Consider the following 24858-nt stretch of genomic DNA (forward strand, 5'->3'; position numbering starts at 1 on the left):
CGCCGTCTGCACAGCGTTTGGCCGCTTCAATTGCTGCTGATCGAGGTGTTTTCGTGGCGCGCCAGCCAGGTATGCAACAGCGCAAAATTCAGCGAGAACTCGGGCATTTGCAGCAGAGCGCCGCAAAACACTTCACCGATGATTTTCTGGATCAGGCGCACCGCCCGCGGATCGTTCAACAAGGTGGCGATATCACGACTCAGGACATTGAAGGCCCAGACCTTCTGGTTCAGATCCAGACCGACGAACCAGCGAAACAGCAGGTTGTAGCTGAGCTGCTCATACAACTGCTGCTCGCTTGGCACCGAGTACAGCAACTGCAACAACAGAATCTGCACCACAGTGCGCGGCGCAATCAGCAGCCCCGGCTCGGCATTGAGGCCCTGCAACAGATCGCCGTGCTGATCGAGCAACTCATCGATCTGCGGACGCAGCAGCACCAGCGAATGACCGGGCGGGATATAGCTCGACACCTCCTTCAAGGCGCCCTGCCAATCATCCTGGGACACAATCCAGACCCACGGCGCCCCATAGCGATAGACCGACACCGGCTTCTTGCGCGCGGCCTCGACAATCTTCGACAGCCGTTGATCCAGCTCCTGCATGCCCACTTTCGAGTAGCGTTCCATAGTCCCCATAGCCTCACTCCCGGCGTCCCGCCTCGGCTTAAAAAAGTGGCCTGGCGGCCCCCTCAAGCGCGTTACATACCCAAGACATGCGTGGCCATGTGCTACCGAACTTTTGTCATAAAAGCTTCATTCACAAGAGGAACGCGCAAACGTTGTAGGAGCCGGCTTGCCGGCGAAGACAGCCGGCCGGACAACGCTGAACTGTCTTTATTCCGCGCACGACCAGACCGCCCTCTTCGCCGGCAAGCCGGCTCCTACGAGAGGGAATTGTTGTGCTGGAGAACGCTTAAAAATGCGCCGCCCGGACGGGCGCGCCGTTTGCCGTGGCTCTGGCTCTGGCTCTGGCTCTGGCTTTTGATCTTGATCTTCAAGCCCCTTCCCAGCCGGCCGAACGCAGGCGTTGCGTAGGGGGCAGCTCGGCAAGGATGCCGAGCTAGCCGCCACCCGGCCATGGATGGCCGGTTGGCGGCGGGCCCCCGGAGCAATGCCGGAGAGAGGGCACCCCGAGCCCTAGCGAGGGGCCCATGGAGGGGCAAGCCCTTTTGGTTACTTTTACGGCGTTTGGTAAAAGTGACTCGCTGTAAGAGCGAAACCGCCAGCGGCCGCACCCGCAGGAATGGATATTTACCCCAACCCCCCAAAAAAACTGGCCGGCTCGCAGGCCGCCAAGTCCCCCTCCGCAATCCTACAAAACTTGCAGACGCGTCTGACTTGCCCCCCCCAAGACCCAACGCCCATAGTCCCCACTCGCCCCAATGGCGACCGGGTTTGGCGACCTGGCAACTCACCCACAGGCACTTCCGCTTGCAAGCTTTGCCGAGGACCCTTTATGTTCACGGCGATCTTTCATGGCGGCTGTACGCGGGAGATCCTCGGATCTGCCGATTATTGTGGGATGAGTCGGCTCGCCAACCCGCGTATAGCTGCCACCTATTCGACTGGCGACGACAGGACAGCTCCCTTACCCACAAGCGGAGGTTCCCATGACTCAGCAATACATCCCAATCACCGGCATCGACTGCCTGATCCCCTGCCTGTTTATCGACAAGACCGCACCATTGGACGTGCTGCATGCCAACGGCACCGCACGTTTACTGGCAGTAACTCAACTGCTGGAAAGCCTCTCCCGCGCAGAGTTCAAGAGTGCTGACGACACCGATCTGCAACATATCTCCAACGCAGCGGCGATTCTGCTGCGTGACAGCTGCGACCTGTTGGGTGTGGTCGGCTGGCGACTGCAAGCCTGACGCGTTGCGCTCCGCGCTGCTGGGCGGCGCGGAGTGTTTCTTATGGAGTCTTAGACTTTTTAGGGAGGAAGAAGTCTTTTAAAAGTGGCTGCAATTGGCCAAGAGCAGTCGCTCGAATTCGTCTACAGCACTAGAGGAGACTCACAATGCTGACTAGCGCTAATATTCCCGGTGGCCAAGAATTTTTATTCAGCTAAGAGCAATCCCTAGACCTATTAACGCGAGCTGCCATCCTTAATGGACCTTAGAAACAAGCAAATCCCCAGGCCAAAACATTGGCAGGAATTTGAGGAGTTATGCCTTGCCCTTTTCAGCGACGTCTGGAAAGACAGGCTCGCTCAAAAGAATGGTCGCGCAGGACAACCTCAACATGGTGTTGATGTGTGGGCAGGAGTCGATGGCAGTCGTTCTCGTTTTCAAGGCGTTCAATGTAAGGGGAAGGATGAATCGCTTGGCTCGAGCGTTAGTGAAGCCGAGCTATTAGCCGAGATAGCCAAGGCGGATAAATTTAGCCCCGCACTGGAACATTGGGTGTTGGCTACCACCGCACCTACGGACGGAGATTTACAGCGAATTGCACGTGAGATCTCCGTCGAGAGAGAGCGCCAAGGAAAATTTACCGTCCAAGTCATGGGTTGGGGTGACATCGAGTCCCTACTCTTCAACCACCCAACCGTGGTTGAGAACTTTTACCCGGAACTTGGGGTGGACGCTGCAAGACTTGCGGAAGCAGTTAACGTATTCACAGTCGTGGGGTCTTCAATTAATGGTGCTCAACCTTTAATCACCCAAAGATTGAATACACCAGCATGGCGCGAAGTGATTTTTGATACTAGCCGCGACCTAGGTCCTGCCCTTCTGGGGAGGCCACTCGGACCGACAGATGCACTCGCTTGCCCGCGCCTTCCTGAAGCCGACTTGGTAACCCGGCAGATGGAAATGGCATACTCAGCACGGCTCATCGGTGAACCAGGAACAGGGAAATCAGTTTGTGCTTTCCAAGCAGCACATACTTTTGCAACACGTGGTTGGAGGGTTTTTACGCTCCGTGGTGACGACATGCTCCCGGAAGAACTCCCCTCGTCTGATGACAATGGCGTCCTATTGTTGGTGGATGACGCGCATCTGATCACCGACAGTGACCTAAAGGTACTGGAAGGCCGGGCAACTTCCCAGCGGCTTATCCTCTCTACACACAGCGCGATAGAGGGTCGAGCCGCTCTGCGAGGAGCAGTGCGAATGGACCCACAAGCGGCCATTCGTGCTATTGCGTCAGGTCTGCTCGCGGATCGCCGCGCTACGTTGGAAGCCGTGCGGCGGGCGGATGGCCATGTGGGCGATCTGATGATGGATACTTCACTCGAAGAGCGCATCGAGCATGCAGCCAAGTATGCAGCGGTTCCGTGGCAATTCTGCTTTGTGCTCGGAGGCGGTTGGCGGCGAGCGAACGAAGCTACTAGCACGGCCGGTGCACTTGGTGCTGCGCTGCCTCTGGCCGCGGTGGCCATTAGGCAGCTAGCTTCCCGTGATTCAAGCTGCTCAGCGACGGACATCACGGAACTGCTATCCAGTACAACAGTCGACACCAGCAACCTAGGTGCTTTGCTAGATGCACTCGTCGCAGAGCGATTAGTGATATCTGCCAATGACTTGCGATGCCCTCATCAACGATTTGCCGCCGTGTTACTTGGACGCATCTTGGAGCGCGAAGACGAGGCATCCAGAGCTGTTGTAGCTGCAATACTAAACCGTGTAGTTACAGATCACTCTTTCCCCCTTGCGGGCCTGAGAACACTGTTGCATGAACTTTGCTTCAACAACCACGGCAAGTGGCGGCAACTGATCAGGAGAGAGTCGATTGAACATCTTCTTGCTCGCTGCTGGAAAGTAAGCGATCCGGATGAAGTGATGACGGCATGCTTTGTACTGACTGAAATTTCCTCGTATCCCGAAGAGGGAATTACAATCGCTCTTCGAGAAAATGAATCCACAATCGTTTCGTGGATTGAGGGAGCGATAAATCCTATGGGACATGGACTCGCGCGACTACTGAACGATTTATTGAATCGTAAAGAAGAGTTAGCCATCGAACTGATTCGCATGGTGAATCCGACAGTGATCTCCGGTTTGATTTCTAATGTAGACCCTTCAAGCGCTGGGCATGTCGCTGACTTGGCAAAGAGCTTAAGGCTAGGACAAGGGGATCCGTGGGCGCAAATAGTGCTCGAAAATCTAGATAAGGAAAAACTACTAGCGTTAGCGGCATCGTGGCCACCGGAAGCACCATTGTATCGAGTTATCTCTCTCATGGAGGCGTTGGCTTGGCCATGTGAGACACTAACCTTAGACATGGTTGAGGTATTCTTACCCGTCGCGAGGAAGAAGTTAATAGCAGATCCTGTACTCAATTTTCGAGATCTTGATGATCTTGCGTGGCACGTTCTCAGAGTTCTGGACCCTCTGGGTGTATACACAGGAAAGTATGCACCTACTACTCGACATATCTATCTTGCACGCGCGCTGTTTGACAATGTTGACCTGCATGATCTGGCTCGAAAGCTATCCCTGGCACCGCTTCGTATGTTTCAGCAAGTAACATTCTTGCTAGCGCTGCTACACCGTGTATCACGAGCTAAGTTCAAACGGCTTGTTAGACTGATTGACTGGGATGGACTCGGTGCAACTATCGGTGCACATTGGAGCCACCTGCCCCATGAAGCAGAGACTCTTATCGGGGTAGCCGCTGGCACGAGTGAGTCCTGGATGACAATGGCTAATTTTATCCAAAGGAACCTCGCGCATATGGAAACTATGCCCCCGCGATTGGCGGTGGTGGCTCCAGATGCGGCTGTAGAATTTGTACGTGTAGGCAAATCCATTGCTCTAGCTAATTACTCGAATGTTGCATGGACCTATGGCGAGTTTGTCATCGCACTCTTCATGGAAAAAGCACCTGAACTGTTGCCATCTGTGCTCGCTCAGTGCATTCCAACCATCGCTAAGACTCTCTCTGAAGCTCACCCAAGCTGGTACAAGGAGTCCTCACCAATGCTAAAAGCCATGCTGGCACATGCGCCAGAAAGTCTTCAGCGAGTCCTTGACATGATGAACGCCGAAAAGGCAGCGATTGGTTGGAAGGCTGCCATAAGTGCGGGGCGCGGAAGTAAGAAAACTATGGATGTACTCCTTCAGGCAGCGGGGGATCGAACGGATGCTATTGGCGACCTTGCTAGGCAGCTCAGGAAGCGAAGAAAGCCCCGCAGTATTTCTACCCGAGGGATATAGAAAACACCGGGATTTGGCTGGCACCAAGACAAATGCAATCATTGCAACTTAGTAGATTAAAAAATAACGCGCTTTGAGACTCAATTAATTGTTGGGTTCCATTAGTATAAAATGCGTCGCCTTGCAATGCTTTTCTCTGACTGAATCACGCAGTTTTATTGTCAGAGAACGACCTCTTTTGGCCGATTGCGGCCTCTTGTAAAGGCAGCAATCGGTCAAGAGCGAATAGGCTGAAGAATAAGAAAAGCAGAACCGAAAAGGGGGTGGAATCGTTTTTACTGAGCATTCGAACAGCCTAAAGGGCTTGCTAGGCTAAGAGTAGAGCGACCTCTCACTCTTCGTCGCAATACCTCTTGCCTAGAACCCTTTTCATCATTGCCTCCATTGATTTTGCGTCTTGTACTGCTTTATCAAATTCGGTTTTGCTGTTTGGGCGCCGGCCAAATTCATCTTGAAAGTAGTAAGAACCGTCTTTCATTTTTACTGTCATGAAACCGCTCTGAAGCGCTGTCGCATAGCTCCGAGGCAGTAGAAAGTTCCCCAGCTTGCTCCACAGAGTAGTTTTAAGATGGCGCTCAGGAAACAAGTGTTGCTCGTTGCAGCTGGCGATGTAACGCTCCGCCCGAGTCTTGATTATGTAATTGACCTCTCGCACCTGCTTCTCAGAAAGTTGTCTTCCTCTTTGAATGCCATCGTAAGTAATTAGCGGGTTATCAAAAAGTCTTGGATTGGTGCGTGATTTTCTAGCTCGAATTTCGCCTTGCTTGCGACCCCACTCCCTATGTGTGATCACCATCAAACGGTTGCTATCGAGTGGAATCAAGGTTTGGGTCCCCAACCAGTGCTGGGGAACGTCTAAACCTTCCGGTATGGCACGATCTTTCGGGAAAACATGAGGATTGAAAAATGTTACAGGGTGGTCTGAAAAAATGAACTTGATCTCTGATTGGGCAGCTTCGAAAATCTCTATGGCGCCTTCCATCCACATCACACAGTGCATCCTGCGAACTTCCTGCATGCGAACCATGAGTTCCTGCTGATTTTCCGTCGCAAGCGTTGATTGAAGGAATCGGAGGCCTTTGGGTGTACGCAATCGGAGTGCATCGAGGAACTCGAAAACTTGGGTGTATGTGAAGTGCACTTTGTCCCAGTCGCTCTCGACTAACGCCTGAATTGCTTCCTTTCCCGTCCTGTCTATTGCTCCAAACAGAAATCTTTCGATGTCATCATTTGGTTCGCCCAACACGCGAGTGGTGTATAGGTCCCGCTCAAAAAACCAAGCATCCGGTCCTTTGGTTAGTATTGCACGCGCTTTACCGACAACTACTCCTTTAGCGTCGCGGAAAACCTCTGGCCGCAAGTCCAATATTTTGAACGCGGTATGACCCTCTAGAAGAAATCCTCTCTGATACCACTGGGGCACATAGTGATGTCTGTACGACTGTTGTTTTGTCATTGAGAATCACCCCTGCTTCTATTGATGCCTTCAAGCTTCAAGGAAGTGCTGCTAAGCCTGCGTAACTGCCCGCTTCGGCCGTTAGCGGCCAGTTACGAACGTCCGCTTTGCCGGTTCCTGCCCTTCGTGAAGTGCAGCTCTGGGAGACTCTGTACGAAACCCCGGAACTCCAATCATGGCCCCTCGCTGGCTCAGTTTTTGTAGAGCCCCTACTCCTCTACAAGAAGGAGTTCTGCAATTGCAAAACCTTACGAGTTCTCGGATGAGACCTAGTACAGGGCTGCCGATATCTTCAAACCCCAAAGTGGGCCATGCACGCGCCCGTAGCGCAGGTCGACGACCACTGTCTTGATGTGCCTGTTCGTGGAATCTGCCCTCGCCAGTGGCCCATTCCTACCCTGCCGGCCCCATCTCGACCGCTACACAACGCCCTTTAGTTCGCACCTTCTCCACCAGTCGCGCTCTGTTGACGAACACATTGATTTCGCAACTGCCTGAGTGCTGCACGTCTTCCCAGTATTCTGCGTGCACAAGTTGCCCGTTCTGCGGCCCCGTGTAAGTACCCGCGGCTTCACGTGAAACATAGCTACTGTCACGTACATATCTGAGCACGACCATATCTTCCTCCGGCGCTACCATGATCTGCCTTGGCACGCCGAAGAAGTCGATCAGTTCGCCCACCGGGCGATCTTTCCAGGCACTGCTGGCCGACAATGATGCGCAGCCACTGAGCAAGGTGGCGAGCAGGGCCAACATAAACAATCGGTTCATAAAGTCTTCTCCCTGAAGGCCAGGTTACTTGGCAGACATCTGCGCGAACCCTTCATCTATCTTCTGCATGATGGCCGCCTTGGCCGCCTCGCGGTTCAATATCTCGAAGAACTGCGGCCCTGCCTTGCTCATTTGCGGCGCGGACATCACACCCAAGTGCTCCATCTTCTTGGCTTGGCGTTCAGTCGGCTTACAGACAAAGTCACGGCTTTGTGCCAGCCAGGCGTCAGGTTTGCTCTGCCACTGGCTGGAATACTTCACATTGCGAAAATCATTGAACACGCTGCGGAAATCCGCCGCACCCATGATGCGCATGCGGTTCTTTGCACAATCGATTTCGACATCGTAAGCGGTGAAGTTGGGTTTACCGGGCTCTTCGTAAAGTTGATAGACACCCAATGATTTCGCGCCACCTGGACGATTGATGATGTGAGTGGGGTCGCCGTCGGCGATGAACACCTGATTCTTGCCCAAGACGCCCTGGTAGTGAACGACCCAGAAGTCGCCCTTCAGCACTTCGCTCGCCTGGGCAGCGAGGGCACTACACAGTAATGCGGCAGGCAAGAGATGCCTTGTAAAAGCGATCATGGGGCCGGTCCTTTGCCGTTATTTTTGAAGGCAACAGCTTCGCACCCTGAACATGTAGCAAAGGGCTATCTAGCACATCCGTCCTATGCCTTTGACGAGAACAGCGGTCGCAAAATTTCCTGGAACTTGCTCCCTGAGAAAGGTACCGACACCGGCGAGTCCAAACGGGTAGCTTCCAAGAACCGCAGACACTTAGGCAAAGCTCCTACCAAGTGACAGGGCGTTTCCATGCTGCCTTTCTGAGCATCAGTTCAATAGCGCCGTATCGCCCTACCCCAACTGCAAAAAGAACCGACCAATCCCCGCGCCTGTCCTCTCTGAAAAGTCCTCATCCAGAAACAGATACCCCATGCCATCCGAAAGCACGCCTTTATGCTCAGGCAGCGCTCTATCCAGATCGCCCCCATAAATGGAAACCCTTCTACGCCCTGCTCCCGCTGAAACAGGCGACTGCAGCCAAGCGTCCACGCCATCCAACTTCGAGGCCAGGTTTTCATCATCGTCCACGTCGGCGTTCACCCCCAGCCGCACTGTCCCGCGATCTGAAATCGGCTGAACCGCCTCATTCCGCTCGGAACCGGCTCGCGAATAGCCCATGACAACCGCTTCCGAGCGTCCTTGGACGGCACGCAACTTTCGATAGTGGCCGACCTCGCCCGGCCAGTACGGCACAAAAACCGAAACCCAGTAATTCCTATCGATCAAGGCCTCTGAGAACCAACGCCCAGGAAAGGCCATCAGATGTGTCAGTGGGACTCCATCAGGCGAGCAGGGCCATGCCAGATCAGTCGGCAGACAGGCCCCGCCACCGACATAGGCATCATCTTTTGCGGGCGTTTTACCGGTAAATATCAGCTCGTCAAACATCCGTTTCTTTCCACTCAGTCACAGGTCGATGCATTCGTTAACAGCCTCTGGCCAATACTTGGGTCAAGACTTCACGCCATACACTGCACGCCCACAATCCACCATCAGTTCCTCCAGAAAGGGGCGCAACTGCGCCTCCTCCATCACCGCCAGCAACTGCCTAGCGGCCTCCCGCAGCGATTGCCACTGCCTATGCTCGACGATCCCCCGATCGCCACAATGAAAGGCCGCCTCGGACAACCCATTGCATTGCTCCCAGAGGTTTTGCACTCCAGCCCGAACCTCATCCGGCAAAGCGCTCGCGCACGTTGCAAGCAGCGCCTCCAATGGCAACATCGCCATGGACCAGGCTTCACAGGCGGCGCAATCGGGAATGCTGGCCTGCTGAGCGCCGGAATCCAATACCAGGAATCCGAGGGCATCAATCGCCTCGCCCACCGCCAGCACCCGCTTGTACTCATCCTGCCCGTACCATTCCCAGACAGTGGTGGAGAACCCCATTTCCAAGCTCCAAATCCATATAGTTCAAACCTGAGTAGCGCATGAAGCAGTTGGAAGCGCCGCCACTAAAAGATAGAGTCGGATCACATGAAAGAATGACCAGATCAGGCGCACCCGATGCAATTTCTTTTTGAAGTTGAAGACGTTTTCAGCATAACGGGCCAAGGTTGCGTGCTCGCTCCTGGTGTCCCCCAGGCCTTTATGCGCGAACTCAAAAACGGGGCCCCGTTGCTCATCTGCACACCACAAGGCGAGCACATTTATACACACATTGATTTTTTTGTTTCAGTCAAGAAAACACAGCTCTTGAGCCATACCCCGTTCTCGCTACCCAGCATGATCAAGAAGGAATCCATACCCGCAGGCTCCGAGGTTTACCTTGAAGATGATGCAAAGAAATAGCGCCGCGTGTTACCGCATCACATCGGACACAATACAGTCCCTTCTCGGCTTCTCTGACGATTGCAAATCATGGATGACACTCACTTCACTCCCGAACAACTGGCCAATAGAACCAGCACAGCCGACGTGGACCATCAGGCGCGAAAATGGCTGGTGAGCCTGCCCATCCCCGAGCGGGTCGACTTCCTCAAGCGTCTGTGGACCCTTGATTTTCGATATTCACTGATACTGCTCCAGGCGGCGCAATTACCCAGACAGGAAAACCAGCAACTGTTCAGGTACTGGCTGCACACCGGGCACCACAATGCGGCGCAGGAACTGATCAATCACCTGCAACCGCTGCTGGGGGAAACAACCTTCTGGCGCATTGCCTCACAGGAAACGCTCACCGCACCGATGTGGGACTTCCTGAACTACCACGGCCGCGGGCGCTTGCAGCGACCGAAAGGAGGTTAGCTCTTGAACCTGCGAAAACAAACTGACGCCCTGCCCCTGCCAATTCAGACGCCAATCCCCATGAAGTTCACCTCAGCCGGCCAACTCATCGACCCGCGAACCGTCGGCTATCGCAGCCTGGGCTTCGGCGAGGCGCTGTCGATCCCGGCAACGCCCTATGAACTGCGCATCAGCCACCGCGATCTGCCGCCAGGCTTTCTGGAGGTCGCCGACACCTTCAACGCCGAATGCAGAACCGACGATCTGGCCCAGGGCTTTGTCGACATCCCGGAACTGGCGGAGCTGGGCTACCCAAGCTTCAGGGCGCTGCTGCAAGACCATCCGGACCTGGCGGCACGCTTGATCCAGGACTACCTGTATTTCGAGTTGTTGTTTGCGCTGTTCCCCAACCCCAGCGCACTCAAGGTGGTGATCAACAGCGTCACCAGCGTCCACTCAAGAGAAAACGTCATCATCCTGACCGGCGAAACCTTCGCCGCCAAAAACGCCGGGCAATGACCGGGCGCTAGCCACAGCACAGGCAGCCGCTGATCAGGGGCTGATCGGGATCGCTTTCAACAAAGGTGACCCTGACTTCCACGCCCGCTCGCAGCGGGGTCGTTGCGCAGTGCCAATTGGCGGCGCCCCCTAGCCAGCAGCTGCTTTTGTCATCGAACCGACCTTCGCGGTCCCAGGGAAACTTGACCTTGAGCCTTGCCAGGCGCCGATCACCGCGCAGTGCCTCGTCGTCCACCGCGATGACCACTGCGGTCTGGCTGCTGACCTGGGGCTTTTCGTGCGCCGAAGGCGGACGGTAGGCCAGGTCCCATGGCTCCAGCGTGAAGCGATTGCGGTAACCCGGCTGCCAGTCGTCCGCGCCTCCCGGGTTGGCGGCGGGCTCGGCCGAGCTTTGCGCTGGTCCGCCTGCGTGGATGACCCGAGTCACCAGCCATGCCTCATTGTCCGCCTGGCCTGACGGGCCGGCGAGGTTCAGGACATGGCCGCTGTGCAGTGCGCTGCACGCGCCCTGCCCCTCCCGCTGACGATAAGCCGCGCGGCGGTTATCGCCGGTCGGCGGGCTGCTCGCGGTGCTGGGCTCGGGCATGGCAGCCGTGGTTGGCTCGATCCGCGGGAAGACCGCCTGATGATCGCCAAACACCAGCACGTGTCCTTGAGCGCTGTGCTGGAAGTGAAAGTGAATCCCCTCCTCCTCGCACAGGCGCTGAATAAAGTGCAAATCGGTTTCACCGAACTGGGTGCAGCAGTCGCGCTTGGGGTAGCTGGAACCCAGCTGGAAGCGGTAGGCGTCGCCCAGGATCCCGTGTTCTTCGAGAATCAAGGCGACGATGGCTGGCACCGAGAACTGTTGGTAGATGCGCTGGTTGGTGCGATGGCGCAAGTAGGACAAATGCGGGACCAGGGCCAGGTTGTAGCGCTGCGGATGTGAATGCTCCGCGTCTTTGCCGATGTGATAGAGGCGTCCATGAATGCCGTTGCCCTGGCTGTCGAAGGCCAGAAAGGCCTCGCTGTCGACCAGGCTTTGCAGCTCCAGCTCTGGCCGCTCGCAGACAAACTCCACCCTGAAGAAGTAAGGCTTGCCGATCGCCTCCTCGCCAGTGAAGGCAAGCACTTGTACATCCTGATCAAGTGCGTCGAGTGTCAAGTTGAAGTGCGTTTGAGGGGCTGGGCTGAACATCCACTGTTCTCCTGTTGCTTGAGGTGTTGAATGGACGCAGGCACATACCGCCATGCGCAGGAGTTGCTCTGCGCATGGCCAGTACATTTCATCGAATGTTTTAAATAATGAGCCCGCACTGGCGATGAAACTTGCGCAGCGCTGGCGATAAAGAGCCGAACTAAATCAGATGCTGCTCTTCACCTTGGTCCAGACCCGTGTGCGGATCCGCTCCAGTTTCAATGGCAGCGGTTCTAGCGGAACCAGTGTGGCAACCGTTTGCTTGTCTGGATAAATCCACGGATTGTCGCGCAACTTCTGTTGGACAAACTCCGTGGCATCCTTGTTGGCATTGGGATACAGCGTGTGATTTGAAGTCTTGGCAATCACTTCCGGCCGCAACATGTAGTTGATAAACGCCAGGCCTGCCTTGGGATGCGGGGCATCTTTCAACAGCACCAGATTCTCCGACCAGACCAGCGCGCCTTCACGGGGAAGGCTGTAAGTAATCCGCCGTCCAGTGTTGGACTTTTCATTGATGGCCTGCGCGGCAAGCGCACCGTTGGCCCAGCCCACAACCGCACAGATGTTGCCGTCCGCCAAGTCGGCGTCGATGCGCGACGAGTCGAAATAAAGGATGTAGGGGCGAATCTTCAACAGCAGGGCTTGGGCTTTCTGGTAGTCATCCGGGTTCTTGCTGTTGCTCGGCAGTCCAAGGTAGTTCAGGGCGATGGAAATGATCTCGCTGGGAGAATCGAGCATGGCCACGCCACAGGACTGCAACTTGCTGATGTTCTCTTCCTTGAAGATCAGGTCCCAGCTATTGACCGGCGCATTGTCACCCAAGGCCGCTTTGACCTTGTCCACGTCGTAGCCGATCCCGGTGGTGCCCCACAGGTAAGGCACCGCGTAACGATTGCCCGGATCATTGACCGCAAGCTGGGCCAGGATGTCCGGGTCGACGTGGGACAGGTTACTCAGTTGGGCAGGATCGAGCGGCTGCAGCACTCCGGCCTGGATCAGGCTGGGCAGCACATTGGAGGTCGCCACGACCACGTCATAGCCTGTGCGCCCGGCCATGACCTTGCTCTGCATGATCTCGGCGCTGTCGAAAGCATCCATGTGAATGCGGGTGCCAGTGGCCTGTTCGAACTCTTTCGGGGTTTCCGGAGCGAGCAGCCCGAACCAGTTGTACAAGTACATCCCGGGCTCTACCGCCCCTGCCGATGAGCTGATCCCGGCCCAGAGAAGCGCGGCGGAAAAAACGGTTCGCAAAGGTGATTTTCTCATGCAACATCCTTGTCCAGACGACGTGCCCTCATGGCTGTCGTAAATCCTGCAAGCGAATATACCGAGCCTTAGCCAAGAGTAAATACCTCCAATTACTTACCCTGGACCTACGATTCCCTAACCCTAAAGGGGTAGAAAATGCCGCTCGACCTTCATAGCCTGGCCTGGCATCGATCGATTGGAAAGTTGATCATGCAACTGAACCGCCCAGACTTCTGGAGCTCACTGATTCGTACCCTCAATGAATACGTGCAGATCGACAATTGGGTGGTACTGATCTTCAGCCATCAACAGGTGCAAGTGATCAGCCTTCCCGAGATCGCCGATGTGGAAGAGGTGGACGCCTTCACTCATCTATATGTAAAGGGACTCTACTTACTGGACCCCTTTTACATCGCCAACCGGGAAAACCCGCAAAGCGGCTTCTTTCACTTATTGGACATTGCCCCGGAATACTTTGTTGAAACCGAGTACTACCACCAGTACTTCGCCCAATACATTTCCATGGATGAAGTGCAATACAACGTGCAACTCGATGCCGACAGAACCCTGTGCATTTCCATCGGCAGCCGTGTGCATTTCAATCAAGAACAAATCACCATGCTCGACCTTATCAAGCCCTGGGTGATCGCATTGATGCATCAGCGCATGTGTTTTGAGAACGATCTGGAAAAGAGCCTGGCCGCCCCGCCGCAATGGCCGGAAACCATCGGCCAACTGGGCACGCAGATCACCACGCGGGAAAGCGATGTACTCCGGCTGTTGCTCAGCGGTTTTTCCAACAAGGAGATCGCCGGCAAACTTTCGCTCTCGGCAGAAACCATCAAGGTTCACCGCCGTAACATTTACGCCAAGCTGAACATCAAGTCACAATCCGAACTCTTCGCTCGCTTCTTCATGCCCAAACAGGAGGTGCTCTCTTGATGCCAACGACCTCGCTGACGCTCCCTCCCGCACCCTAAACACACCGCTGCTGCGCCAGGATGCCTCACACTACCCGCATCCCATCAGCAACACCTTCCAAGCCTCTCTCAACACGGATGTAGTCCCCCCATGTTCAAAGCCATTCTCTTCGGCCTGCTGTCCTGCGCTTTGGTGCTGCCTGTTTTCGGGCTGGTCATTTCACAGTTTCTCCCTCCTGTGTTCGTGGCCCCTGGCGAACCGGGCTGGAGACAACAGCACAATCAACTGGTCAGCATCGACACCGTCCAATGGCTGACGGTGCTTGGCTGGGCCATCGCGGCAGGCGTCGGAGGATTTGTCGGCACCCGAATCCAGGCGACCCGCACCTTGCGTCCCGCCATCTGGGTCGGGGTCATCATCCTGCTGGTCTGGGGCGTTCCGGTGGGAATCTTCTTGGGGAACCAAATGGGCTGGGTGCATTTCACCTGCTGCCTGGTCATCTTGCCGGCGGTGCTAGCCGGAGGTGCGCTGGCGCGCAGAAAGATTGAGCGTCGCCAGCGCCTTTCCTGACAGCCTCCCAGGCTTACCGGCGGAGCGCAAAGACGCTTGATGCGCAACGTCACCCCGTTTCAGGCGAGCGCGCACATCCGTGGCTTCGCTACGTGATTTCTCAACCGAGCCAATCCCTCATGCTTATACAGCTTCTGACCAGCCTCCTGCCGTCACTCAACACACAGAACACCAAGGTGCATCTAGCCCAACACAACGGGATTGACCACCCGATGGACGTTTACCTGGCCGGCGAGTTCGACGTCTGGCAGTCGTGGCAGTCGCGCAGGAACTTCGAATGCGAGTACGTGATCGGCCTGGTGGAACTGCCCGGCAGCAAGAAATGGCTGCTGGCTGGCGTTTACGACTCACTCAAACTCAACGAGTCGAAGAGTGATAAAGACAAGCATGACTTCGTCTACGACTACCGCCGCGTGCCTGAATTTGCCGAGCTGGAAGGTCGCTTGATACTCGACTACACCAAGCCGCGGGGGAACTATCTGTGGCTGGAAACCTGCCTGAAAAGCATGGTGGTGTCCTCGATCCTGGAAAAGCCCATGACGGTCGGCAAGTTTCCTGGCTTCAAGGAAGTCGACATCTCCCATCGGGAACTGAACATCATCGTCAAACAAGGACTGGAGTCCTGGCAGACCGCGCTTTCCAGCGTAGCGGGCGTGTACCTCATCTCAGACCGCACCGAAGGCGAGCATCAGCTCTACGTAGGCTCCGCGACCGGCACTGGCGGCCTGTGGGACCGCTGGGTCACCTACGCCCATAACGGACATGGCGGAAACACCCGCCTACGTGACCTGCACACCCGGCGTGGCGATAATTTCGCGGAAAACTTCAGGTTCAGCATCCTTGAAATTGCCGACAAGCACACCGGCAAGGAAGAAATGATGCAGAAGGAAATTCATTGGAAACGCCGCCTTCTGACCCGCGACAGCGGGCTGAACGGCAACTGAAGGGCCTGCCACCCTCCTTCGGGGATGTCGGATCAGCAAAGCGACTAATGACCAGGAGCGGCTCTTCGAGGTCCCAAGAACAAGGGAGTGACTCACGCGCCACGACGATACTTAAAGCAAGCCTGGGAGCTTCGTATCGTCCTTGACCGTGGGCAGGTCGCTTGACGTGGGTGGCGCTTCAATCAGTCGCTCTTGAATCCCGAGAGTCCCTGGGCATTGCGCCATGCTTTCACTGCCTGGGTAACACCCTCGGCGGAGTTATCCGCACCGGGTTCGGGGTGGAAAATCAGGTCATAGCCATCTGGATGACCGGCGAGCTTGCTGAACTTTTCAAGCAGCTCACCGAGCTCATCATCCGTCCCACCCTTGTTGACGAGCCGTATGTTGTTGACGAAGGCAATGAATTGGGCTTCGGTAAATTCAGAAATATCTTCCATGTGCTGCTTGTTTTCTCTGGTGAAGGTCAATGTGATTTCTGAATCGTCCCTGGTCTTGCAGCATCCCCGCTATCCAGGCAGTTTTAAGCGCTTCGACCTGCATCACACAGGCTCGCCATCCGCCACCGCCAACGACGCCAGCATCTCAGCGCGGCACACCTGAAGAATCTCATCCGCCAGCGCGGAATCATCCGGGCAGGCGCGGGACAACATGATCGCACCCACCGCCCGGGCCAGCAGGTCGATCATTTTCCGCCGGCCCTCCCCCGGAGCGGCATCCGGCCCTGTCGGGTATTTGTCACCCAGGCTTTGCAGGGTGTGCTCGACCCCTTCGGCAAACCTCGCTTTTACCTCATCCGATTGACGCGCCGCATCGCCGCACAACGCGGCCATGGTGCAACCGCTGCCGCGTCCGTCGCGATGTTCTCGGGTCACATAGACGTCGATGAAACCCGGTACATCCAGCGCCTGCGCCGCTGCCAGCGACTTGGCCAGGCTGCAGGCCGAGGCCTCGGCCATGAGGTCGGCCTTGGAGCCGAAATGCTTGTAGAAGCCGCCGTGGGTGAAACCGGCCGCCGCCATCAGATCCGACACACCCACACCGTCGAAACCGCGCTCACGGAACAACTCTGAGGCCGTTTCAACGATGTGCTCTCGATTGGCCTGCGCCTGGGCCTTGCTCACTCTCACGTGCAATACCTCATGTTGATTGGGAAATCAGCGGCCCAATCATACATAGATGTCGACCATAATCAAAACCGTTGACAGTTTAGATTTCGATCATCATCCTAATTGCACGCACCACCGATCTCCACTCACGGGCACGGAAGAGACACCAGATGACCGATCAGAATCTGTTCACCCCTTACACCCTTGGCGCCCTCACGCTGGCGAACCGCATCGTCCTCGCGCCACTGACCCGCAACCGCGCGGGCGCAGGCTTTGTTCCCCGCGAATTCGCCGCCACCTATTACAGCCAACGCGCTGGCGCAGGCTTGCTGATCAGCGAAGCCACGCAGATTTCCCGACAGGGCCAGGGCTATCAGGACACCCCCGGGATCTACACCCAGGCGCAGATTGATGGCTGGCGCAAGGTGACCGACGCGGTCCACGCCCAGGGCGCCAAGATCTTTGTGCAACTGTGGCATGTCGGCCGCGTGTCCCACGTTGATCTGCAAGAAAACGGCGCCGCCCCGGTGGCCCCTTCCGCGCTGCGCGCGGCCACCCAGGTGTTCGTCAACAACCGCTTTGTCGACGTCTCCGAGCCCCGTGCACTGGACATCAACGAACTGCCGGGGATCGTCGCCGATTTCCGCCAGGCCGCGGCGAACGCAATCGCCGCCGGGTTCGACGGTGTGGAAATTCACGGCGCGAACGGCTATCTGCTGGATCAGTTCCTCAAGGACAGCGCCAACGTGCGCACCGATGCCTACGGCGGTTCGATTGAAAATCGTGCGCGTCTGTTGCTCGAAGTCACCGCAGCCGTGGTCAATGAAATCGGCGCGGATCGCACAGGGGTGCGCTTGTCGCCGGTATCGCCGGCCAACGGCGTCTCCAGCAGCGATCCGCAGGCGCAATTCGATTACGTCGTCGATCAACTCGATGCCCTCGGCGTCGTTTACCTGCACATGGTCGAAGGCGCGACCGGTGGCCCGCGCGACGTGGCGCCATTGGATTTCGCCGCCCTGCGCCAGCGCTTCAAAAACACCTACATCGCCAACAACGGCTATGACCTGGAGCTGGCGACCTCGCGGCTCGCCGAAGACCAGGCCGACCTGATCGCCTTCGGTCGTCCGTTCATTGGCAACCCGGATCTGGTGGAGCGCCTCAAGACCGGCGCCGCCTTGTCCGCATTCAATCCCGCCACCCTCTACGGCGGCGGCGCGGCGGGCTACATCGACTACCCGACGCTGGTTGAATCGAACGCCAGCGCAAGCTGAGCAAGCACAAACCGAGCTGTCCGTTTTCACCCATTACGAAAGAGAGATAAGCCCATGAGCTCACGCCCTACCGTTCTCATCACTGGCGCCTCCACTGGCATTGGCGCCACCTATGCCGAGCGCTTCGCGCAACGCGGCCACGATCTGCTCCTGGTGGCCCGCGACCAGGCACGCCTGGATGCACTTGCAGGCCGATTGCGCAGCGAACACGGGGTCGCCGTCGAGGTAATGAAAGCGGATTTGACCCAACTCAGCGATCTGACCACCGTTGAAACCCGCCTGCGCGACGACGCCCGTATCGGCATCCTGGTCAATAACGCCGGCGCCGCCCTGTCCGGCAGCTTCATCGAGCAAAGCACCGACAGCGTTGCGCAACTGGTTGCCCTCAACACCACGGCGCTGGTGCGCCTGGCCAGTGCCATTGCCCCGCGCCTGGCCAAGGCCGGCGACGGCGCGATCATCAACATCGGTTCGGTGGTGGGCCTGGCGCCGGAGTTCGGCATGACGGTGTATGGCGCGACCAAAGCCTTTGTGCTGTTCCTGTCCCAAGGCCTGAGCCTGGAACTGTCGCCCCGGGGCGTGTACGTGCAGGCCGTGCTGCCGGCCGCCACCCGCACGGAAATCTGGGACCGCTCCGGCGTCGACATCAACACCCTGGACGAAGTCATGGAAGTGGGCGATCTGGTAGACGCCGCATTGGTCGGTTTTGATCGGCGCGAAGCGGTGACCATCCCGCCGCTGCAACAGGCACAGCCCTGGGATGACCTGCAGAACGCGCGGCAGGCCCTGCTGGGGCACATCCGCCAGTCCGAGGTTGCCCAGCGTTACCAGTCCCAACAGTAATCCTCAGGTAACGAGCATTGGCGGCGGATTCGCGGCAGGCACTGCGACGAATCCGGTCCGTTGTTCGGAGTAGCAATGAATCCAACCCAGACAACTCTCGCCCCGGCTGTACAGACCTCGTTCGTCAACGCGGCGAACCAGTCGATCATGGTCAGGGGCATTCCCTTCGCCTATCGCGATACCGGTCCCGCGGACGGCGTGCCCCTGGTGCTGTTCAACCATTGGGGCGCGGTGCTGGACAACTTCGACCCGGCGATCATCGATGGGCTGGCACAGACCCGGCGAGTCATCACCACCGACTATCGCGGCATCGGCGGCTCGGGTGGCGTCGCCCCCCGGACGGTCGGCGAAATGGCAGAAGACGCCATTGGGCTGATACAGGCCCTGGGGTTCAAGAGCGTCGATGTGCTGGGCTTTTCACTCGGCGGCTTCGTTGCTCAGGACATCGCCCTCAAGGCCCCCGAATTGGTGCGCCGCTTGATTCTCACCGGCACCGGGCCGGCCGGCGGCAGCGGTATCGACAAGGTCGGCTCGGTGACCTGGCCCTTGATGCTCAAAGGCTTGCTGACCTTGCGCGATCCCAAGGTCTACCTATTCTTCACCTCGACAGCCAATGGTCGCCGAGCCGCCTCGGAGTATCTGCAACGCCTGAAAGCTCGCCGCAAGCATCGCGACAAGAGCCCGACGCCCGGCGCTTTCCTGCGGCAGTTGCAAGCCATCACTGCCTGGGGCAGACAGGCGCCGCAGAACCTGGGGCGCTTGCGGGCGCCGACGCTGATCGTCAATGGCGACAACGACATCATGGTGCCCAGCATCAACTCTCATGCCCTGGCCAAGCGGATCCCCAACGCACAGCTGGTGATGTATGAGGATGCCGGGCACGGCGGCATCTTCCAGTACCACGCGGACTTCGTGGCCAAGGCCCGGGCGTTCCTTGACGACTGAGCCCCCATGACAGCAACCCCACCCAAGCACCGCCCACACCTATTCCAACCGACAAGAGCCGCACCACGATGAAAGCCTTTCTAATTGATCGCTATGGCAAGAACAGCGGGCGCATTGGCGAAGCGCCCACGCCAACGGTAGGTGCCCACGACGTGTTGATCGAGGTCCACGCCAGCAGCGTCAACGTGCTGGACTCGAAGATCCGCACAGGCGAATTCAAACTGATCCTGCCCTATGCATTGCCGCTGATATTGGGCAATGACCTGGCGGGCGTCGTGGTTGAAGTTGGCCACCAGGTGCAACGCTTCAAGCCGGGAGACGAAGTCTACGCGCGCCCACCTGAAACACGGATCGGGACGTTCGCCCAATGGATCGCCGTGAACGAACAGGCCGTCGCCCTGAAACCGGCCAACACCAGCATGATCGAGGCCGCGTCGATCCCCTTGGTCGCGCTCACCGCCTGGCAAGTGCTGGTGGAAACCGCCCAGGTGAAAAAGGGCCAGAAAGTGCTGATCCACGCCGGCGCAGGCGGTGTCGGCACCCTAGCCATCCAGTTGGCCAAGCACCTTGGCGCCTTCGTCGCGACCACCACCAGCACGGCGAACGTCGAGTGGGTCAAGGCCCTGGGGGCCGATCAGGTGATCGACTACAAGCAGCAGAACTTCGAAAGCGTCCTGTATGGCTACGACCTGGTGTTGAACAGCCTGGGCAGCGACGTACTGGAAAAGTCCCTCAAGGTCCTCAAGCCCGGCGGCCAGCTGATTTCCATCTCCGGGCCACCCACGCTGCAATTCGCCCAAGAGCAAGGGCTGGCCTGGCCGTTGCAGCAGGTCATGCGGCTTTTGAGCTGGGGTATCCGGCGCAAGGCGCGCCAGCGGGACATCCGCTACGCCTTTGTGTTCATGCGGGCCGATGGCGCCCAGCTGCAACAGATCACCGCGCTGATCGAGGCCGGAATCATCAAGCCGGTGCTCGACCGCAGCTTTGCCTTTGCAGACACGGCAGAAGCATTGCAGTACGTCGAGCAGGGACGGGCCAAGGGCAAGGTGGTGGTCAGGATCAAATGACGATTCCATCTATCGATGACTCAACCGAGCGGGCCGAGGCTGAGCACCTTCTATCGCCTTGCCAGTCATCGCCAGAACAAAATCCGACGGCGTCAGCACCGGAGCGCGACAGGCAGGCACCGCAACCGGACGTTGTGCCTGTTGAACCGCGAGCGATCGTTTGGCGCAGCCTGATGCTTGAGCAGTAGGGCAAAACGGGTTGAGTTCGTCCGTTTGCGTCCAAAAACCGCCCCACTGCCGCGCAAAATCCCGGATAATGCCCGCCATTTTTTGCTTCGCGATGCCGGTGCCCCCATGGAAATCAAGGTCAACTTTCTCGACAACCTTCGACTTGAAGCCAAGTTCGACGACTTCACGGTGGTGGCCGACCAGCCGATTCGCTACAAGGGCGATGGCTCGGCGCCGGGGCCGTTTGACTATTTCCTGGCCTCTTCGGCGCTGTGCGCAGCGTACTTCGTCAAGCTGTACTGCCAGACCCGCAACATCCCCACCGACAATATCCGCCTGTCGCAGAACAACATTGTCGATCCGGAAAACCGCTACAACCAGATCTTCAAGATCCAGGTCGAACTGCCGGCGGACATCTCCGACAAGGACCGCCAGGGCATCCTGCGTTCCATCGACCGTTGCACGGTGAAGAAGGTGGTGCAGACCGGCCCCGAGTTCATCATCGAGGAAGTGGAAAACCTCGACGCCGATGCCCAGGCGCTGCTGATGCCGCAATCGAGCGCGACCCAGAGCACCTACATTGCCGGCAAGGACCTGCCGTTGGAGCAGACCATCGCCAACATGTCGGCGATCCTCGCCGGCCTGGGGATGAAGATCGAAATCGCCTCGTGGCGCAATATCGTGCCCAACGTCTGGTCGCTGCACATCCGCGATGCGCAGTCGCCGATGTGCTTCACCAACGGCAAGGGCGCAACCAAGGAAAGCGCCCTGGCCTCGGCCCTGGGCGAGTTCATCGAGCGCCTGAACTGCAACTTCTTCTACAACGATCAGTTCTGGGGCGAAGAGATCGCCAACGCCGAGTTCGTGCATTACCCGGACGAGCGCTGGTTCCAGCCGGGGCGCAAGGATGAGCTGCCCAAGGAGATCCTCGACGCGCACTGTCTGGCCATCTACAACCCGGATGGCGAGCTGCGCGGCTCCCATCTGTACGACACCAACTCGGGCAATATCGAGCGCGGCATCTGCTGCCTGCCCTATGTGCGCCAGTCCGATGGCGAGGTGGTGTACTTCCCTTCCAACCTGGTCGAGAACCTGTTCCTCAGCAACGGCATGAGCGCCGGCAACACCCTGGCCGAAGCCCAGGTGCAGTGCCTGTCGGAGATCTTCGAGCGCGCGGTCAAGCGCCAGATCCTCGAAGGCGAGCTGGCCCTGCCGGACGTGCCCCAGGAAGTGCTGGCCAAGTACCCGAGCATTCTAGCCGGCATCCAGGGCTTGGAAGAGCAAGGCTTCCCGGTGCTGGTCAAGGACGCGTCCCTGGGCGGTGAGTTCCCGGTGATGTGCGTGACCCTGATGAACCCGCGCACCGGCGGCGTGTTTGCGTCCTTCGGCGCGCACCCAAGCTTCGAGGTGGCGCTGGAGCGCAGCCTCACCGAACTGCTCCAGGGCCGCAGTTTCGAAGGCTTGAACGACCTGCCGCAGCCGACCTTTGAAAGCCAGGCGCTGATGGAGCCAAACAACTTCGTCGAGCACTTCATCGACTCCAGCGGCGTGGTGTCGTGGCGCTTCTTCAGCGCCAAGGCGGACTTCGAGTTCGTCGAGTGGGACTTCACCAGCCAGAGCGGCTTCAGCGAAAGGGAAAAAGCCAGCGCCGAGGAAGCGGCCACCCTGTTCGGCATCCTCGAAGGCCTGGGCAAGGAAGTCTACATGGCGGTGTACCAGCACCTGGGCGCCACCGCCTGCCGCATCCTGGTGCCGGACTACTCGGAAATCTACCCGGTGGACGACCTGATCTGGGACAACACCAACAAGGCGCTGTTCTTCCGCGAAGACATCCTCAACCTGCACAGCCTGGACGAAGACGGCCTGCGGGACCTGGTGGAGCGCCTGGAACAGAGCGAGCTGGACGACTACACCGACATCACCACCCTGATCGGCATCGAGTTCGATGACAACACCGCCTGGGGCCAGTTGACCATCCTCGAACTCAAGCTGCTGATCCACGTGGCCCTGGGGCAGTTCGACCCGGCCAAGGAGCTGGTGGAGATGTTCCTGCAATACAACGACAACACCGTCGAGCGCGGGCTGTTCTACCAGGCCCTGAACGCGGTGCTGGAAGTGGAGCTGGACGACGAGCTGGAGCTGGCGGACTACGAGGCCAATCTGCGGCGCATGTTCGGCAACGAACGGATGGACGCGGTGATCGGCTCAGTGCAAGGCAGCGTGCGCTTCTACGGCCTGACCCCGACCAACCTGCAACTCGAAGGCCTGGACCGCCACCTGCGGCTGATCGACAGCTACAAGAAGCTGCACGCGGCACGGGCCAAGTGGACCGCCGCCAACCGCTGACACCGCGCCCCGTACCTGCCTGTACCCGTAGGAGCGAGCTTGCTCGCGAAGCCCTGAAGAACGCCGCGTTCCCCAGTGAACGCGGCGTTTTCGTTGGCGACCATCGCGAGCAAGCTCGCTCCTACAGTGACGCGTCAGGCCTTGCGCACCCCGGGTGGCCAGGGCTTGCGGTCTTCTCGCTCGGGCGGGCCGTACAGCTCCTGCTCCCATTCCTCGAATGCCGGCACGACGGTGTAGCCCGGATCGCAATACTGGCGAATGTATTGCGCCGCCCGGTACTCGGCGTACTTGGCATTCAGCGGTACGCCCTCTTCGTCCAGCTCCAGCACATTGGCAAAAATCGCGTAGGCCATCTCCAGCATGCTCGGCTCTTCGCCGAGGTCACTCCGGTAGTCGATACCTTCGAGCAGCGGGTAGCCGAGGGTGCCGTTGGCGACCCAGAAACTGAAGGTTCTCAGGGCTCCGGAAAACTCCGGGCTGAGCTTTTTCGGGTAAGGCATGCAGATCACTTTCCTTGCTAGCGGACCGGGGCGGATTCTCGGGCCGCGGCTTCGGCAAGGCAAGGCTTAACGCAACGCGCAGCCGTTGGTTTCCACGGGCATGGCAAACCCGTCACAATGCGCGCCCCTGTCTTTCTAGCCGTGCGCTGCGCCCCGCATGCAACGCACTGGCCCCCGCAAGGATCGCTCGATGAACTTCCTGCAAAAGCTGCTCAGCGTCTTTAACAAGCCGGCGCCACAAAAAGCCGAGCCCGCCCTGCCCGCCCACGAGCCGGCCGCTGCCGAGGCGCCCGACGCCCAGTACTCGCCAAGCGAAACCGACCTGGCCGGTATTGCCCTGATGGAGGCCGGCGCCGCCTGTCTCGATCGTCACTGGCAAGCGGTCGGCCATTGCGAGCAGGATGTCCTGGGCTTTGCCATCAGCCCCAGCTTCATGGGCGGGCCCCACTGGCCTTCCACCCGCCAGGCCTACCGTATCGTGCGCCGCAACGAGCGTATCCTCCTCGCCACCGAGGGCCTGTCCGACCCGTTCGATGGTGTGCAAGGCGACGACCTGGGCAACGGTTTCGAGATGGAGCTGTTCATCGAAACCCCGGACATCCCGGCCCACGCCCAGGGCGCGGTTGGCGACGTCTCGCCTTTTGCCGACAGCTGGACCTTCGAACTGCTGCGCTGCGTGGCCGGCACCGTGGCCGATGCCGGTGGCTACCGCTCGCGCCTGGAGCGCTACGGCGTGCTGTCCCTGGAACTGCCCGGGGTCAGCCAGTCGCGGGCCATGAGCGAGCAGTTGCCGGCGCACTTTGTCAGCGCCGACGACTGCGCCGGGGTGCTGATCGGCGGCCCGGCCCCGGACTTCCCGACCCGCCTGGACGATATGCCGCTGTCGCCGGTGACCCTGGTGCCGGTGGTGCTGATCACCGCCGCGGAGTTGGACTACGTGCGCAACGGCGGCGCCCAGGCCCGGGAAGACCTGGCCGCGCGCCTTAACGCCGCTGGCCTGGGTCATGTCAGCCACCTGCAGCGCGCCAGCGTAGTCTGAACAACGGAGC

25 protein-coding genes are annotated in these 24858 nt (G+C 58.4%); 14 read left to right on the forward strand and 11 right to left on the reverse strand.

The window, feature by feature from the left end:
• Window positions 1–26: 26 nt before the first annotated feature.
• Complete coding sequence (locus tag GWQ44_RS27965) at window positions 27–629, reverse strand: transposase (protein WP_047304612.1); 603 nt, start codon at window positions 627–629, stop codon at window positions 27–29.
• A gap of 983 nt (window positions 630–1612) precedes the next feature.
• Here GWQ44_RS27965 and GWQ44_RS27970 point away from each other — a divergent pair.
• The gene (locus GWQ44_RS27970; RefSeq protein WP_275928789.1) at window positions 1613–1876 is read left to right on the forward strand and encodes a short-chain dehydrogenase; all 264 of its coding nucleotides are present in this window, start codon (window positions 1613–1615) and stop codon (window positions 1874–1876) included.
• A gap of 237 nt (window positions 1877–2113) precedes the next feature.
• On the forward strand, window positions 2114–5161 hold the full coding sequence (locus tag GWQ44_RS27975; RefSeq protein ID WP_275928790.1) for a hypothetical protein: 3048 nt from the start codon (window positions 2114–2116) through the stop codon (window positions 5159–5161).
• Between the two features lie 331 nt (window positions 5162–5492).
• Here GWQ44_RS27975 and GWQ44_RS27980 read toward each other — a convergent pair whose 3' ends face one another.
• The 5 genes from GWQ44_RS27980 to GWQ44_RS28000 all read right to left on the reverse strand — a co-directional run bounded on the left by GWQ44_RS27980 (window position 5493) and on the right by GWQ44_RS28000 (window position 9344).
• Complete coding sequence (locus GWQ44_RS27980; protein WP_275928791.1) at window positions 5493–6617, reverse strand: DUF4238 domain-containing protein; 1125 nt, start codon at window positions 6615–6617, stop codon at window positions 5493–5495.
• A 393-nt stretch (window positions 6618–7010) separates the two neighbouring features.
• A complete protein-coding gene (locus tag GWQ44_RS27985; protein WP_110653312.1) occupies window positions 7011–7388 on the reverse strand; it encodes a hypothetical protein in 378 nt (125 codons plus the stop codon).
• A 24-nt stretch (window positions 7389–7412) separates the two neighbouring features.
• Window positions 7413–7976, reverse strand: coding sequence for a hypothetical protein (locus GWQ44_RS27990; protein ID WP_275928792.1), 564 nt, complete (start codon window positions 7974–7976; stop codon window positions 7413–7415).
• 270 nt (window positions 7977–8246) lie between these two features.
• The gene (locus GWQ44_RS27995; protein WP_275928793.1) at window positions 8247–8843 is read right to left on the reverse strand and encodes a hypothetical protein; all 597 of its coding nucleotides are present in this window, start codon (window positions 8841–8843) and stop codon (window positions 8247–8249) included.
• 63 nt (window positions 8844–8906) lie between these two features.
• Window positions 8907–9344 (reverse strand): hypothetical protein, encoded by a 438-nt coding sequence (locus tag GWQ44_RS28000; RefSeq protein WP_275928794.1) that lies wholly within the window; start codon window positions 9342–9344, stop codon window positions 8907–8909.
• Between the two features lie 117 nt (window positions 9345–9461).
• Between GWQ44_RS28000 and GWQ44_RS28005 the strand changes: the two genes are divergently transcribed.
• The 3 genes from GWQ44_RS28005 (at window position 9462) to GWQ44_RS28015 (ending at window position 10700) form a co-directional block, all read left to right on the forward strand.
• On the forward strand, window positions 9462–9746 hold the full coding sequence (locus GWQ44_RS28005) for a hypothetical protein (protein WP_103740293.1): 285 nt from the start codon (window positions 9462–9464) through the stop codon (window positions 9744–9746).
• 69 nt (window positions 9747–9815) lie between these two features.
• Window positions 9816–10202, forward strand: a complete 387-nt coding sequence (locus GWQ44_RS28010; protein ID WP_103740294.1) for a hypothetical protein — start codon at window positions 9816–9818, stop codon at window positions 10200–10202.
• Between the two features lie 60 nt (window positions 10203–10262).
• A complete protein-coding gene (locus tag GWQ44_RS28015; protein WP_275928795.1) occupies window positions 10263–10700 on the forward strand; it encodes a hypothetical protein in 438 nt (145 codons plus the stop codon).
• A 7-nt stretch (window positions 10701–10707) separates the two neighbouring features.
• Here the strand turns inward: GWQ44_RS28015 and GWQ44_RS28020 are convergent, their stop codons facing one another.
• On the reverse strand, window positions 10708–11877 hold the full coding sequence (locus GWQ44_RS28020) for a contractile injection system protein, VgrG/Pvc8 family (RefSeq protein WP_275928796.1): 1170 nt from the start codon (window positions 11875–11877) through the stop codon (window positions 10708–10710).
• Window positions 11878–12042: 165 nt separating this feature from the next.
• The gene (locus tag GWQ44_RS28025) at window positions 12043–13146 is read right to left on the reverse strand and encodes a polyamine ABC transporter substrate-binding protein (protein WP_016966847.1); all 1104 of its coding nucleotides are present in this window, start codon (window positions 13144–13146) and stop codon (window positions 12043–12045) included.
• A 138-nt stretch (window positions 13147–13284) separates the two neighbouring features.
• On the opposite strand from GWQ44_RS28025, the gene GWQ44_RS28030 reads away from it, so the two are divergent.
• From GWQ44_RS28030 to GWQ44_RS28040, 3 genes are all read left to right on the forward strand, one after another.
• The gene (locus tag GWQ44_RS28030) at window positions 13285–14070 is read left to right on the forward strand and encodes a LuxR C-terminal-related transcriptional regulator (RefSeq protein WP_103740297.1); all 786 of its coding nucleotides are present in this window, start codon (window positions 13285–13287) and stop codon (window positions 14068–14070) included.
• 129 nt (window positions 14071–14199) lie between these two features.
• Window positions 14200–14619 carry a hypothetical protein gene (locus tag GWQ44_RS28035; RefSeq protein ID WP_275928797.1) on the forward strand — a complete coding sequence of 140 codons (420 nt, stop codon included), beginning with the start codon at window positions 14200–14202 and terminating at the stop codon, window positions 14617–14619.
• Window positions 14620–14831: 212 nt separating this feature from the next.
• Window positions 14832–15563 carry a GIY-YIG nuclease family protein gene (locus GWQ44_RS28040; RefSeq protein WP_275928798.1) on the forward strand — a complete coding sequence of 244 codons (732 nt, stop codon included), beginning with the start codon at window positions 14832–14834 and terminating at the stop codon, window positions 15561–15563.
• A gap of 182 nt (window positions 15564–15745) precedes the next feature.
• Here GWQ44_RS28040 and GWQ44_RS28045 read toward each other — a convergent pair whose 3' ends face one another.
• Both GWQ44_RS28045 and GWQ44_RS28050 read right to left on the reverse strand, forming a co-directional pair.
• Window positions 15746–16000, reverse strand: coding sequence for a bacteriocin immunity protein (locus GWQ44_RS28045; RefSeq protein ID WP_047304215.1), 255 nt, complete (start codon window positions 15998–16000; stop codon window positions 15746–15748).
• A 102-nt stretch (window positions 16001–16102) separates the two neighbouring features.
• Window positions 16103–16690, reverse strand: a complete 588-nt coding sequence (locus GWQ44_RS28050; RefSeq protein WP_275928799.1) for a TetR family transcriptional regulator — start codon at window positions 16688–16690, stop codon at window positions 16103–16105.
• Window positions 16691–16839: 149 nt separating this feature from the next.
• On the opposite strand from GWQ44_RS28050, the gene GWQ44_RS28055 reads away from it, so the two are divergent.
• The 5 genes from GWQ44_RS28055 to GWQ44_RS28075 all read left to right on the forward strand — a co-directional run bounded on the left by GWQ44_RS28055 (window position 16840) and on the right by GWQ44_RS28075 (window position 23309).
• The gene (locus GWQ44_RS28055) at window positions 16840–17940 is read left to right on the forward strand and encodes an alkene reductase (RefSeq protein ID WP_275928800.1); all 1101 of its coding nucleotides are present in this window, start codon (window positions 16840–16842) and stop codon (window positions 17938–17940) included.
• Between the two features lie 54 nt (window positions 17941–17994).
• Window positions 17995–18783 carry an SDR family oxidoreductase gene (locus tag GWQ44_RS28060; protein WP_275928801.1) on the forward strand — a complete coding sequence of 263 codons (789 nt, stop codon included), beginning with the start codon at window positions 17995–17997 and terminating at the stop codon, window positions 18781–18783.
• A 75-nt stretch (window positions 18784–18858) separates the two neighbouring features.
• Complete coding sequence (locus GWQ44_RS28065) at window positions 18859–19728, forward strand: alpha/beta hydrolase (RefSeq protein ID WP_275928802.1); 870 nt, start codon at window positions 18859–18861, stop codon at window positions 19726–19728.
• Window positions 19729–19796: 68 nt separating this feature from the next.
• Window positions 19797–20795: an NADP-dependent oxidoreductase gene (locus GWQ44_RS28070; protein ID WP_275928803.1), complete on the forward strand. Its 999-nt coding sequence runs from the start codon at window positions 19797–19799 to the stop codon at window positions 20793–20795.
• A 294-nt stretch (window positions 20796–21089) separates the two neighbouring features.
• Window positions 21090–23309: an OsmC domain/YcaO domain-containing protein gene (locus tag GWQ44_RS28075; protein WP_103740306.1), complete on the forward strand. Its 2220-nt coding sequence runs from the start codon at window positions 21090–21092 to the stop codon at window positions 23307–23309.
• Window positions 23310–23443: 134 nt separating this feature from the next.
• Here GWQ44_RS28075 and GWQ44_RS28080 read toward each other — a convergent pair whose 3' ends face one another.
• Window positions 23444–23809: a hypothetical protein gene (locus tag GWQ44_RS28080; protein ID WP_103740307.1), complete on the reverse strand. Its 366-nt coding sequence runs from the start codon at window positions 23807–23809 to the stop codon at window positions 23444–23446.
• Window positions 23810–23999: 190 nt separating this feature from the next.
• On the opposite strand from GWQ44_RS28080, the gene GWQ44_RS28085 reads away from it, so the two are divergent.
• Window positions 24000–24848, forward strand: a complete 849-nt coding sequence (locus tag GWQ44_RS28085) for a suppressor of fused domain protein (RefSeq protein WP_275928804.1) — start codon at window positions 24000–24002, stop codon at window positions 24846–24848.
• Window positions 24849–24858: the final 10 nt, after the last annotated feature.

Origin of the sequence: Pseudomonas sp. 3MA1 (assembly GCF_029237275.1) — a bacterium.
GTDB lineage: Bacteria > Pseudomonadota > Gammaproteobacteria > Pseudomonadales > Pseudomonadaceae > Aquipseudomonas > Aquipseudomonas fluorescens_AP.